Below are 12781 nucleotides of genomic sequence, written 5' to 3' on the forward strand. Positions count from 1 at the left end.
AAGCACTGTTCAGAGTTGTTTAGCGTACAAGTGTACGCTAAAGTAGCTGGCAAATTTTCGACAATAAAGTGTGTTATGGAACAAAAAAATAGCTACTCCAAAGAAGACTTGGTTTCATGTGGCCAAGGTGAAATGTTCGGCGAAGGTAACTGCCGCTTGCCTATCGATAACATGTTGATGATGGACCGTATCACCTCAATCACTGATGATGGTGGGCAATACGGTAAAGGCGAAATTGTCGCTGAACTCGATATTAACCCCGATCTATGGTTTTTTGATTGTCACTTTAAAGGCGATCCGGTGATGCCCGGCTGCCTTGGCCTCGATGCAATGTGGCAGATCGTTGGCTTTTTCCTTGGTTGGTCTGGCGGCCCTGGCTTAGGGCGCGCCCTAGGTGTAGGTGAAGTAAAATTCACCGGACAAATTTTGCCTACAGCTAAAAAAGTAACTTACCGTGTCCAGATGAAACGCGTGATTAAGCGTAAATTATTCATGGGTATGGCCGATGGCACAGTGGAAGTAGACGGTCGCGTTATTTATGAAGCTAAAGATCTAAAAGTGGGTTTATTCCAAGATACCAGCGCTTTTTAAATGTAGACGCTAGAGACGAAAAACGCCGCGTAATTGCGGCGTTCTTTTATTCGTTTGCTCTTTATACTTTATACATAGAGCGGTCTTCGACGGCTTCACGCCACCCTCCGAGCCATTGTGATCGTGGATCTATTTGTTGGTAGGGGCAATGTTCTTTTGAACGGCCTGCCATGCCTGCTTTATAACCTTGAGAATGTGCACGTTCTAGACGATCACGCTTTTGTCTCTTCATAGGTAAGTCCTCACCATTATAGTTTTGATACGTTGTAGTGAATCGGTCATCTACATTTAATGGATAGTTAATAAAACTGTCACTTGCAATCAACAAATTTAACCTTTGCCTATTGACAAACCCTAACTGGCTGAGCGCGGATTAAATTTAGTTTTGAAAAATTTCAGTGGTCGTACCTCGCGTTCGCCGACCTTTTTATTGGACTATTTTTACGTGGATTTTCGCGCGCGCTAAAATAACCAAACACGCGCTTAACGCTTGTAAATAAAGACAGTGGTTTCGCTAAAAAAGTTCCTGCCCTTAGTTCTAATCTGCCGTCTATTGACCTTAAATTCAACCCTTAATGTGACACAAATTTGCCATAATTTATGTTCATGTATAACGCTAACTCTAAGTTCAACACCAAGCTGGCTTTGTTATGTGCTTAGTCATGCACTGTGCACGTGATTACTAGCTCAATTATGTTTTTTAGGATTTTTTGCCAGGAAGTCTTCGCTCTGCATGGCGCACAGTTCGAACTCTCGCGTGTTTTTGTAAGGGAGTTTCATAAAGCCCGCAACACCTATGCCGTCAATGGCCATCGCGTATTGCATAATCTCATCAAGTAGTTGGCTAAACCGTACTTCTTGGCTGGCATCCAATAACCGATAATAATGGTGTATCTTCAAACGTTGGGGCAAAGATTCAAAAATGATGCATCCGGTGTGATGTATTTTATTAAGCTCAAATACGCATTGAATGATTTTCTTGGGAAGCTGAAGTTGCTCATCCGGGTCTTTACCATCTTCAAAATAAGAATGCGGCCTCAGCATCTCAGTACCGGGTATATTAATAACGTCATAATGCAATTGTGGCAGTTGCTCGAACTTAAAGGCACCGGTGGCATCACGCTCAAGTTGAATTGTTTGTCGGGCATCGAATAGACAACATTTAAACAACCCTTTTTGGGTGATCCCTTGCGCCAACTTCACGGTGTTATCTACCGCATCTTGGAATGAAGGCTCTAATGACTCGTCATACAAGATTAAGCTTGATTCAACAAACAGTGATGACTGCTTCCAGTGAAAGCTCAAACCGCCCACAACGGGGTACTTGGCCAAGCGGCTGATCGCTGCCAAAAACGCTTTTTCAGTATCACCGGTATCAAATAAAAATTCTCGGTAATAGCGTTCCAATTGCGCATCATTAACATCAACCAACCGCTGTTGACTGTCTGCCTGACGCAAAAACTGCTTACGCGAGCTGTACACTACTGTATCGGGCAAAGTCGCTACCTGCGCCTTCCAAACTGGGATCAATGCTTTATCTCGAACCAACGGATTATCAGGAACATAGGCGCGGGCCATGGTCGGCATATTACGCATAAAATAGTCGCCGCCGGCGTCGCGCGTTGCCTTGTCTTTACTGAGCATGGCATCAATCACGCGGGCAAATTCTTTAGGCAACCCCAGTGATGCAGCAGGTATCACTTGCGCACCAAAACGACACGACTGCGCTGACGCCAGCGCGTACAACGTTGACGCCACCCCCTGCTCGTCAAAACGCGGAGACGATTGCGCCCCAGACATTTGCTCATCACCAATAAAGTAGACATCCCCCATGCGCGCGTTGGTATTGGTTACATCCGCAGACATTAAGTCCATCACATTTGCGGCAATGGGCTGCCCACTGGCATCCAGCTGCGCATAAACAGAGCTCCCCCAATCAACCAGTGACAAGGTTTTGCTGCGCTCATCCCAGACCAAATTGGAAGGCTTAATATCCCCATGAACAACGGGCATAGGAGTGATCCCACCTCGGTAGTTTCGTAATACGTGTAATAACTGGTGGAGCTGCAGCGCTAAATCGAGAAGTTGCTTGGCAGTAAACTTGCCTTGGCGAATAGACAATTGTTCTAAGTCTTCACCCTCGGCTCGCGCCATCATCAATATGCCTTGCTTTTTTACCCGCTCAAAGGCATAAAATTGCGGGATCATCGGATGATCAAAACGTGAAAGCATATAGGCTTCGTCTTCGAGCCTATCGCGCACTGATTGCGCTAAGGTAATACGAGAGAATTTAAACACCCAGTGTTGTTGCCTATCATCAATACCTGCGAACACAAAACCAAATGCGCCGGAGCCAATTAACTCAACATTTTTATAGCCCAGCATGGTGAGCTGTTTAATGCATATATTCAGCCATTGCTTATGCTTTTTAGCATCGCGATGGGAGAGCAAATAAATAGATTGCTCTTCATTAATATAAAAATTGGTGATTGCCCGCTGCGCCAAGCTTGCCTCTGGGTGTTATCTGCTAACTAATTGCTAAGTTTACGCTTTTTGTTACATATTCGACAACATAAAGCACCACTTTGCGCGCCTAAAATGCTTGTCCTAAAAACGGCAATAACGTATTCTTTAACGCTTTGAACGACAACGAAAGGGAATTCCCATGAAAAAAGTACTAATCGGCGGTGCTGTTGCCGCTGCTGTGGCGGCAGGCCTTTATTATTCAAACCAAGGTGCTGGCGGCGGCGCGAGTATGGCTGAGCTAGATTATGTGCCTGCTGATACTGTTTTTTTTGCTTCACAGTTAAAACCGTTTCCATATAAGCAATACGCACAGTTGTTACCCTCTGACATGATGTCCAGCGGCACCGACGAAGAGCTTACCCAAGCTATCGAACGTGCAAAGGCTCAAGGAAACGTTAACGCCGTATTCTTCTTCGAACTACTAAACCAGTACGAGAGTAGCGTACGCGATGGCAGTTATACGCAAACGTGGGGCATTGGTAATGACCTACGCTACCTAGGGTACGCTATTGGTTTAATGCCAGTAATGCGCGCTGAGCTCGAACAACCGCAAAACTTTATCAATACGCTGAAAAAAGCAGCTGACAACGCAGGCGTGAGCTACGCTGATGAATCATTGAATTCGCAGTCTTACACCCGCTTTACCCTTGCACTTGATGACAGCAGCTCCGTGGCGATTATCGCTGCGATTAAAGATAACTGGCTAACAGTGACCCTAGATAGTGAATTCAACAATCAAGATGACCTTGCCTTAGCCCTTGCCACTGAAAAAGCGCAAACAAGTTTAAACAGCTCCAATCGTGTTAATGACTACATCAATAAGTATCAGTGGGACGGCAGCTCGATTAGCTACGTTAACTTTGAAGCATTAGCTTCAGCAGCAGTCGCTGACAAACCTTCACGTTTAAGCAGTATGCTTGATGCCATCCTTACGAAAATGGGTCAAGCACAAGCAATGCAAGCTTTGCGCACCCCAGGTTGTAAAGCCGACATTCCAGCTATTGCAGCGAAATGGCCCGCTATCGTCTCTGGCACATCAAATGTCAAAGTCAGTGACAGCAGCGCCGACTTTGATGCGGATATTGTGATTGAAAGCACGGACAAAGATATTTTGGGCGCGTTACAAACTGTTCGCGGCTTTATTCCAAGTCACGTGACCAATAAAGACGATGGCTTATTTAGCGTCGGTTACGGTATCGATGTGGGTAAACTTGCACCACTTGCTAATACCGTTTGGAGCGCATTTACGCAGGCTGAGTTTACCTGTGAGCCGCTAATGATGGCACAACAGCAAGCGAAACAATCAAACCCAATGGCTATGGCGATGGCCACCGGCATGGCTGCTGGAGTAAAAGGGATCAGCATTAGCGTACAAAATGTGGTGATGGATTTCAGTGGCTATACCCCACAAGTAAGTGATATTGATGCGTTAGTCACGCTTAGCGCCGATGATCCAACAACACTCATAAACACAGCAAAAGGGTTAGTGCCGCAGCTAGCACAAATTGAAATCCCGAGTGATGGCACGCCTATTTCGATGAATGAAATTATGCCAGTGCCTGCTAGCGGTAATGTGGATGCTCAACTGGCTATAAACGGTCAGCACATCACTGTATACAATGGTGAAAAATCAACGGCGCTCGCCGCTGACATGAGTTCACAAGCCGTGGATGCCAACGGTGTATTAGGTATGAGCCTGCAATTTGCACCGATGATGGACATTGTCCTTGAAGCAGCCGCCAGTACAGGTGAAGAATTGCCGCCTGAAATCCACTCGTTGGCTAAGCAAAACATGAAGCTATCATTGACAACAGATATCACCGACAACGGCGTTGAGATGAAATCTGAAACCAATATCAGCAAAAGTAAATAACCACTAAAAAGGGCGCTAACAGCGCCCTTTGTTATATTTAGCTTGCCAATACTACAGGCGAATACCGCCGTCTATCTCGACCACGCGACCGGTAAAGAAATCATTTTCGAAGATGTACTTCGCCGTATGCGCGATCTCTTCTGCTTCACCTAAACGGCCCACCGGCTTCATTTTAACAAGACGCTCTTTCGCTTCAGGCTTCATTGCGTCGGTCATTTTAGTGCGGATCACGCCAGGTGCAATGGCACCCACGCGAATACCATAACGACCAAGCTCTTTAGCCCAGCTTGTGGTCATGGCCACTACACCCGCTTTAGCTGCTGAGTAGTTAGTTTGCCCCATGTTTCCGGAACGAGCCACACTGGACATATTAATAATCACCCCGCCCTCGGCGTGCTCCACCATGTGCACGGCGGCTTCGCGCCCGCACAAGAACACCCCGGTCAGGTTAACATCAATGACCGATTGAAATTGGCTTAGTGACATTTTATCGACCACCTTGCCCTCTTTCGCCTTAATAAATAAACCATCACGCAAGATGCCGGCATTGTTTATCAAGCCGTGGATAGCACCAAAGTCTTTCGCTATAGCAGCGAATGTCTGCTCAACTTCTTGTTCAACGCTGACATTGCAGATATAGCCTTGGATTTTGGCATCGGCGAGCGTGCTGTGAGTTTTTAGCTGTGCTATCGCCTCGTCTAATAAAGCGCTGTCCATATCAATCAGCGCCAAATGTGCACCGGCTTTCGCCGCCATAGCGGCCATCGATAATCCCAAACCTTGGGCACCACCGGTGACAACGACTACTTTGTTGTTTAATTTCATAGTTACTTCTTCTCGAATAAATTGAATATAGCACTGAAGTCTTGCGCCCCTGCCCCTTGGTTTTGTAGCAGGGTGTACAAGTTTTTGCTAAGCGCCCCTAAAGGGGTAGCCGAGCCAGAATTCTGAGCGGCTTCCAGTGCTAAGCCCAAATCTTTGGCCATTAAATCGACCATAAAACCGGGCTGATAGTTATTGCTTGATGGCGCGTTTTCCAGTACCCCAGGGCAAGGATTGTACAATTCTAACGTCCAGTTCCGCCCCGAGCTATTGACCATGATGTCCGACAGCACTTTGGGGTCTAAGCCGTGATTAATGCCCATTTGCAGAGCTTCACTGGTCCCGGCCATTAAAATACTCAGCAGCATGTTATTGCAGATTTTTGCCACCTGACCGGCGCCAATATCGCCAGCATGGAAGATATTTTTCCCCATATCTTCCAGGACCGGTTGCACGGCATTAAAGTGAGTCTTAGCGCCACCAACAATAAAGGTCAAGGTACCAGCACTGGCGCCAGCGACCCCGCCCGAGACGGGCGCATCGACAAAGGCAATGCCCTTATCCGCTAAGGCTTGTCCGACTTCAGTGGCACTGGCCGCATCAATGGTTGAACAGTCAATCACTACGGTGTCACTGGCTAAATGATGGATTAAACCATCGTCTGCCAAGTATAACGACTTAACATGCTTTGCAGCTGGCAACATGGAGATCACAAACTGTGCGCCGTGAGTGACCTCATCGGCGGTTGTACCTGCATGCGCGCCTTCATCAGCAAGCTCGTTGACCACCTGCTTGTTTAAATCAAAGACACTCACCGAGTGGCCGGCCTTAATTAGGTTACGCGCCATAGGCGCACCCATATTACCTAAACCAATAAATCCTATTTTTGCCATGCTGCCTCCTAGACTAGGGTTTCAAGTGGGTGTTCACGCCACTGGCGATTAAAAAAGCGCTCAATTACCGACTCAGGTACCTCTTGCAAACTGGGGTATTGCCACTGCGGACTCATGTCTTTGTCTATCAGCAATGCGCGCACCCCTTCTTGAAACTCACCCACTTCACAGCACGTCACCGACATACCGAGCTCCATTTTGAAGCAGGCTTTGAGTGACAGCCCTTGAGCACGCTTAAGTTGTTCAAATACCAAGTGAGCACTTAGCGGACATCCATGCTTCAGCGTTTTTACGGCTTTAGCTAACCATTTATCATCACTTTCTATACCCATAAGGTAGTTTACCTTACCTGCTAAATCGCTGTATTCGCTCATACGATTTATGGTGTTCAAATGAGTGCGCAGGCCACCTTTTTCCATGGTTTTTGACTCACCATCAAACTTCTTCAAAAGTTGAGTGAGCTTATCATGATTAAGTGCAGCCACTTTACCCCAACTCTGCTCGCACAAGGTTGCTAGTAAGGCGGTAAACTTGTTGCTATCGATACTGTGATCGGCAAGGGCAGCGAAGCGTGCATCATCGGCATTCATCAGTGCCCCGGTCAGGCCTAAGAACAAGCCAATGTTGTCCGGTGCTTTTTGCAAAAAGTAGCTCGCGCCTACGTCAGGGTACAAGCCAATGGTGATCTCCGGCATCGCAAGCTTTGAGCGCTCAGTGACCACCCGATGACTGGCGCCAGCCATTAGGCCCATACCGCCGCCCATGATAATACCATCACCCCACACAACAATCGGTTTGTTGTAACAGTGGATGGCATAATCAAGACGGTATTCCTCACTGAAAAAGGTTTGCCCATAGTCTGCAGGCTCCCCTGTAGCCATAGCGCTGTGCAAGCTGACGACATCACCACCAGCACAAAACGCTTTATCACCCATCCCTTTAAGAACTACAAAGGCTAATTCATCGTCATCGGCCCAATGCTTCAATTGCTTATCAAGCAAGCGAATCATGTTCAAGTTCAGCGCGTTGAGAGCCTTAGGGACATTGAGCGTTGCCAATCCAATTTTAGAACCGTTGCTACACTGAGCCAGTTCAAAGACAACTTCGGCGTCTTGATTATTTAACGGGATAAGTTCGTCCATTAGCCATTCACCCACTTCGCTTTACGCTTTTCAAGGAACGCGTTAACGCCCTCGGTTTGGTCCTGGGTGTCGAATAGCTTCACGAATAACTCGCGTTCAAGTGGCAAAGCGCTGCGAATATCGCCATGACGGCCCTGTTGAATAAGGGTTTTACAATAGCTGACCGCGACTGGGCTTTGCTCACCTACCTGCTCAGCGAGGGCAAGAGCTTTATCTAAGCTTTCACCGCTGCCAACGACCTCTTCGATTAAGCCTATGCTATGCGCTTTGTCTGCTTTAATACGCTCACCACACAAAATCATGCGCTTAGCCCAACCTTCACCAACTAAGAGCGCCAAATTTTGAGTGCCACCAGCACACGGAAGCAGACCCACTTTTGCCTCAGGTAAGGCCATCTGCGCTTGCTCTTCGGCGATGCGAATATCACAGGCTAAGGCCACTTCCAAGCCTCCGCCCATAGCAAAACCATTGATGGCAGCAATAGACACACCACGAAAATCGCTTAAGGTTTCAAAGGCGGCGCCAAATACTTGTGACATTTGTGCAGCAACGCCTTTATCGCCACTGGCAAACACATTTAAATCGGCCCCAGCAGAGAAAAACTTCTCTCCTTCCCCGGTAAGCACCAAGGCAAAAATGTCCTTGTCGGCGTTTAGGGCTTCAACCTGCTCTTTAAGTGCTGTCAGTGTCTCTTTCGTCCAGGTATTAGCCGGTGGGTTGCTCATTGTTAAAATGGCAGTGTGGCCACGTTTTTCCAACTTTATTTGTGCTGACGACATAATGACTCCTTATAGAATTTCGCTGACGTGATCGGCCAAAATACGACGCGCAATGATCACTCGCATGATTTCGTTAGTGCCTTCTAAAATTTGATGTACGCGCACATCACGAAGGTGGCGCTCCAATGGGTATTCTTTGATATAGCCATAACCGCCATGAATTTGCAGTGCGTCATCGCAGACCTTTACGCCCACATCGGTGGCAAAACGTTTAGCCATGGCGCAGTAAGTGGTTTTTTCACTGTCATTGCTGTCGAGCTTAAACGCCGCTAAGCGGATCATTTGTCGGGCCGCTACCAGTTCGGTGTTCATATCTGCGAGTTTAAATTGCAGTGCCTGAAACGCCGCTAATGGCTTACCAAATTGTTCACGCTCTTTTAGGTACTCTTTGGCGGTGTTCAATGCCTGCTGCGCCGTACCTAATGAGCAGGTCGCAATATTAATGCGGCCACCATCAAGCCCTTGCATGGCAAACTTAAAGCCCTCGCCCTCTTGGCCTAACAAATGGTCTTGAGGAATGCGTACATTTTCAAACGTGACCAAACGGGTTGGTTGCGCGTTCCAGCCCATTTTTTCTTCGGCTTTACCATAGCTGATCCCTTCGGCATCGGCAGGCACAACAAAAGCGCTAATACCCTTGGGCCCTGCTTCGCCGGTGCGAGCCATCACTACTAACACCTGAGTACTGCCAGCGCCGGAAATAAACATTTTTGAGCCGCTGATAAGATAATCATCCCCGTCACGAACCGCTTTGGTCTTCAGCGACGCCGCATCGGAGCCACTGCCTGGCTCGGTTAGACAATACGAAGCCAGTTTTTCACCGGTGACAAGCTCAGGGCAATAACGCTCCTTGGCGCTATCAGTACCAAAGCTTGCGACCATCCACGTCGCCATATTGTGGATAGTAAGCATGGCGGTTGTGGCGGTACAGCCCTTCGCCAGCTGCTCGAAAATGATGCTTGAGTCAAGACGTGACAGCCCTAGACCACCGACTTCTTCCGGAGTATAGAGGCCACAAAAGCCCAGCTCACCGGCTTTTTGTAGGGTCTCTATTGGAAAAATATGTTCTTGGTCCCATTTAGCTGCAAACGGGGCCAACTCTTGGGCAGCAAAGCGCTCAGCCATATCGGCAAAGGCTTGTTGGTCTTCTGTAAGGTTAAAATCCATAATGCACTCTCTTTACTACTTACATAGCGGCCGGATTTAACCGGCCGAACCAGTTATTTTAGGTTGATGCTCATATTGGGACCGCTGACTGCGTCGTCTTCAAACCAACGTGCGGTGATGGTTTTGGTCTCGGTGTAAAAACGCACACCTTGTTTGCCATAGGTATGCTGGTCGCCATAAAACGAGCCCTTCCAGCCAGTAAAGGAGAAAAACGGCAACGGCACTGGAATTGGCACATTGATACCCACCTGACCCACTTCAATATGGTGCTGGAATTTACGTGCCGCTGCGCCGCTGGCGGTAAATAGCGACGTACCATTGCCATAAGGGTTGTCGTTGATTAAGGCGATGGCCTCTTCCAAGGTATCCACAAACACACAGCACAGTACCGGGCCAAAAATTTCCTCGCGGTAGATAGCCATGTCTGGAGTCACATTGGCAAATAAAGTTGGCCCCACCCAGTTGCCCTTCTCATAGCCTTCTACAGTGCAATCTGAACCATCAAGCAAACACTCGGCACCTTCTTCTTTACCTTTGGCAATCAAAAAGAGAATACGCTCTTTGGCCGCAGCGGTGGTTTGCGGGCCATACGCAGCATCTTGGTTATCCCAAGTACCTGGGTGTACTTTGCTCAACGCAGTTTTCAAATCATCAACCCATTGCTTTGACTGACCCACGAACACCGCCACGGAAATGCCCATACAGCGCTGCCCTGCGGCGCCAACAGAAGAGCCCACTAGGTTATTAATAACGTTCTCTTTATGCGCATCTGGCATAACCACGAGGTGGTTTTTAGCACCTACACAGCACTGCACCCGTTTGAGGTTAGCGGTGCCTTTATCGTAAATGTATTGACCTACTGCACAGGAGCCGACAAACGAGATAGCGCGCACATCATCGTGCTCTAGGATCTGATTAACCTGATCTTTTGCGCCATGCACCACCTGCAGTACCCCTTTAGGTGCACCGGCCTCTTCAAATAACTCCACTAGGCGCATCGGCGTGAGCGGATCTTGCTCAGAGGGCTTAAGGACAAAGGTATTGCCACAAACGATAGCCAGTGGGAACATCCACAGTGGGATCATCGCCGGGAAGTTAAACGGGGTGATCCCCGCACATACCCCTAAAGGTTGGATTAATGAATAGGTATCAATATTACGGGCGACGTTAGAAACCGTCTCCCCCATCATATTTGATGGGGCGTTCGCCGCTTGCTCAACAACCTCAATACCACGCCAAACGTCGCCTTTGGCATCTTCAAAAGTTTTACCTAACTCATGGCAGATAATTGTAGCTATTTCATCATGATGCTCTTTTAGTAACTGCGCATAACGCATCATAATGCGTGCTCGCTCAGTGACCGGCACATCTTTCCACGTTTTAAACGCTTCTTTAGCTGAGGCAATCGCCTCATTGACTTCGTCTTCGGTAGCCAGTGGCACTTGCGCCAAGACTGCTTGGTTTGCTGGGTTAAGAACATCCAGCCATTGTGATGATGTGGATTGGCGCATTTCGCCGCCGATATAAAGTGGTACCTGATGCATGATGCATACTCCCCAAAATAGCAGCGCCCAGTGTTGTAGTAATTATGGGCGCGAAAAAATTAAAGTGTTTCGATAGCTAAAGCAACGGCTTCACCGCCGCCGATACACAGTGACGCGACACCGCGCTGTTTGCCTTGATTACGCAACGCATGAATTAGCGTGGTCAAAATTCGTGCACCACTGGCTCCAATTGGATGGCCAAGTGCACACGCGCCGCCGTGAACATTGACTTTGTCAGCATCAAGTTTCATTTCATTAATAGCCAGCATCGTGACCATGGCAAAGGCTTCATTGATTTCCCATAAATCAACGTCGTCTACTTGCCAATCAAGCTTTTTCAATAGCTTCTCCATAGCGCCAACAGGGGCGATGGTAAATTCAGCCGGTAAACGTGAGTGGGTGCTGTGTCCGCTGATCCGGGCAATGGGGGTCATGCCTTGCTTTTGCGCTTCGCCATAGCTCATTACCACAAGTGCCGCAGCGCCATCGGAGATTGACGAAGAGTTTGCTGCGGTGATGGTGCCGTCTTTTTTAAACGCTGGGCGCAATGACGGAATTTTATCTGGACGGGCGTTCCCCGGTTGCTCATCCACCTCCACTGTCACGTCTCCTTTACGACTGCTGATAGTGTGCGCGGTGATTTCCGTTTTAAAGGCCCCGCTTTCAATTGCTTTGTTGGCTTTAGCAAGTGAGTTAAGTGCAAATTCGTCCATTTGCTCACGAGTCATGTCATATTGATCGGCAGTGCTTTGTGCAAAACACCCCATTGCGAGATTATCGTAAGCGTCCTCTAAGCCATCCATCATCATATGGTCTTTTACTTCGCCGTGGCCCATGCGCATGCCTGAGCGCGCCTTCGGTAACATATAAGGAGCATTTGACATGCTTTCCATGCCACCAGCGATAACACTATTAACACTGCCTGCTTTGATTAGGTCATGAGCCAGCATTACCGCTTTTAGACCTGAGCCACACACCTTATTAATGGTTGTTGCACCAGTGTGCTTTTCCATACCTGCTTTCAACATCGCTTGACGCGCAGGCGCTTGTCCCAAAGCAGCGGGCAAAACACACCCCATAATGACTTCGTCGATTTCGCCGGCATCTAGATTAACGCTCGCTAAGGCGCCTTTGATTGCGCTAGCACCCAACTCAGTGGCGCTGGCACCGCTTAGTGCACCCATGAAACCACCCATGGCGGTACGCTGGGCACTAACAATAACAATATCGTTATCCTGCAATGGTGTACTCATACTGTGTTCTCCATATCAATTTCACTTGAGCATACATAAAATTTACGTTTACGCCAACGTCAATTAGATAAGTGAAATGATGAAATTTCAATCGCTGTAAACTTTAGCAGCCACCGCCTAGTTACGCCTATAAAAACAATGCGAGTTTAAGCTAAGCCTTATAAACAGTTAGCTTCAGGGCTTATGGAAAA

Annotated in this window: 11 protein-coding genes; 2 read left to right on the plus strand and 9 right to left on the minus strand. The window is 47.9% G+C overall.

The features are described from left to right. Positions 1-75 precede the first annotated feature (75 nt). Entirely contained in the window at positions 76-591 is a 516-nt protein-coding gene (gene fabA / locus MHM94_RS04700; RefSeq protein WP_026111005.1) for a bifunctional 3-hydroxydecanoyl-ACP dehydratase/trans-2-decenoyl-ACP isomerase, read from the plus strand. A gap of 61 nt (positions 592-652) precedes the next feature. Here the strand turns inward: fabA and rmf are convergent, their stop codons facing one another. Together rmf and MHM94_RS04710 are read right to left on the minus strand one after the other, a co-directional pair. Next, positions 653-823 (minus strand): ribosome modulation factor, encoded by a 171-nt coding sequence (gene rmf / locus MHM94_RS04705; RefSeq protein WP_026111006.1) that lies wholly within the window; start codon positions 821-823, stop codon positions 653-655. Positions 824-1278: 455 nt separating this feature from the next. Beyond that, positions 1279-3096 carry a protein kinase gene (locus MHM94_RS04710; RefSeq protein ID WP_235419024.1) on the minus strand — a complete coding sequence of 606 codons (1818 nt, stop codon included), beginning with the start codon at positions 3094-3096 and terminating at the stop codon, positions 1279-1281. Positions 3097-3256: 160 nt separating this feature from the next. On the opposite strand from MHM94_RS04710, the gene MHM94_RS04715 reads away from it, so the two are divergent. Beyond that, positions 3257-4990, plus strand: a complete 1734-nt coding sequence (locus MHM94_RS04715; protein WP_235419023.1) for a hypothetical protein — start codon at positions 3257-3259, stop codon at positions 4988-4990. Positions 4991-5041: 51 nt separating this feature from the next. Here the strand turns inward: MHM94_RS04715 and MHM94_RS04720 are convergent, their stop codons facing one another. From MHM94_RS04720 to MHM94_RS04750, 7 genes are read right to left on the minus strand one after another with little or no spacing between them, the layout of a single operon-like run. Then, positions 5042-5815: an SDR family oxidoreductase gene (locus tag MHM94_RS04720; protein WP_235419022.1), complete on the minus strand. Its 774-nt coding sequence runs from the start codon at positions 5813-5815 to the stop codon at positions 5042-5044. A 2-nt stretch (positions 5816-5817) separates the two neighbouring features. Beyond that, a complete protein-coding gene (mmsB, locus tag MHM94_RS04725) occupies positions 5818-6705 on the minus strand; it encodes a 3-hydroxyisobutyrate dehydrogenase (RefSeq protein ID WP_045978803.1) in 888 nt (295 codons plus the stop codon). Between the two features lie 8 nt (positions 6706-6713). After that, entirely contained in the window at positions 6714-7847 is a 1134-nt protein-coding gene (locus tag MHM94_RS04730; RefSeq protein ID WP_235419021.1) for an enoyl-CoA hydratase/isomerase family protein, read from the minus strand. Continuing rightward, positions 7847-8626, minus strand: coding sequence for an enoyl-CoA hydratase (locus MHM94_RS04735; RefSeq protein WP_022944551.1), 780 nt, complete (start codon positions 8624-8626; stop codon positions 7847-7849). Before MHM94_RS04735 ends, MHM94_RS04730 begins: the two co-directional genes overlap by 1 nt. A 9-nt stretch (positions 8627-8635) precedes the next feature. Continuing rightward, positions 8636-9793: an acyl-CoA dehydrogenase family protein gene (locus tag MHM94_RS04740; RefSeq protein ID WP_022944552.1), complete on the minus strand. Its 1158-nt coding sequence runs from the start codon at positions 9791-9793 to the stop codon at positions 8636-8638. A gap of 53 nt (positions 9794-9846) precedes the next feature. Beyond that, positions 9847-11337, minus strand: coding sequence for a CoA-acylating methylmalonate-semialdehyde dehydrogenase (locus tag MHM94_RS04745; protein WP_235419020.1), 1491 nt, complete (start codon positions 11335-11337; stop codon positions 9847-9849). Positions 11338-11396: 59 nt separating this feature from the next. Further along, positions 11397-12590 carry an acetyl-CoA C-acyltransferase gene (locus tag MHM94_RS04750; protein WP_053911616.1) on the minus strand — a complete coding sequence of 398 codons (1194 nt, stop codon included), beginning with the start codon at positions 12588-12590 and terminating at the stop codon, positions 11397-11399. Positions 12591-12781 lie beyond the last annotated feature (191 nt).

The sequence above is a fragment of the Pseudoalteromonas sp. CNAT2-18.1 genome (assembly GCF_022347865.1).
Lineage (GTDB): Bacteria > Pseudomonadota > Gammaproteobacteria > Enterobacterales > Alteromonadaceae > Pseudoalteromonas > Pseudoalteromonas ruthenica.

Coding starts and splice junctions, on each gene's coding strand:
- fabA (WP_026111005.1), top strand. CDS start 76: ATGGAACAAAAAAATAGCTACTCCAAAGAAGACTTGGTTTCATGTGGC.
- rmf (WP_026111006.1), bottom strand. CDS start 823: ATGAAGAGACAAAAGCGTGATCGTCTAGAACGTGCACATTCTCAAGGT.
- MHM94_RS04715 (WP_235419023.1), top strand. CDS start 3,257: ATGAAAAAAGTACTAATCGGCGGTGCTGTTGCCGCTGCTGTGGCGGCA.
- MHM94_RS04720 (WP_235419022.1), bottom strand. CDS start 5,815: ATGAAATTAAACAACAAAGTAGTCGTTGTCACCGGTGGTGCCCAAGGT.
- mmsB (WP_045978803.1), bottom strand. CDS start 6,705: ATGGCAAAAATAGGATTTATTGGTTTAGGTAATATGGGTGCGCCTATG.
- MHM94_RS04730 (WP_235419021.1), bottom strand. CDS start 7,847: ATGGACGAACTTATCCCGTTAAATAATCAAGACGCCGAAGTTGTCTTT.
- MHM94_RS04735 (WP_022944551.1), bottom strand. CDS start 8,626: ATGTCGTCAGCACAAATAAAGTTGGAAAAACGTGGCCACACTGCCATT.
- MHM94_RS04740 (WP_022944552.1), bottom strand. CDS start 9,793: ATGGATTTTAACCTTACAGAAGACCAACAAGCCTTTGCCGATATGGCT.
- MHM94_RS04745 (WP_235419020.1), bottom strand. CDS start 11,337: ATGCATCAGGTACCACTTTATATCGGCGGCGAAATGCGCCAATCCACA.
- MHM94_RS04750 (WP_053911616.1), bottom strand. CDS start 12,590: ATGAGTACACCATTGCAGGATAACGATATTGTTATTGTTAGTGCCCAG.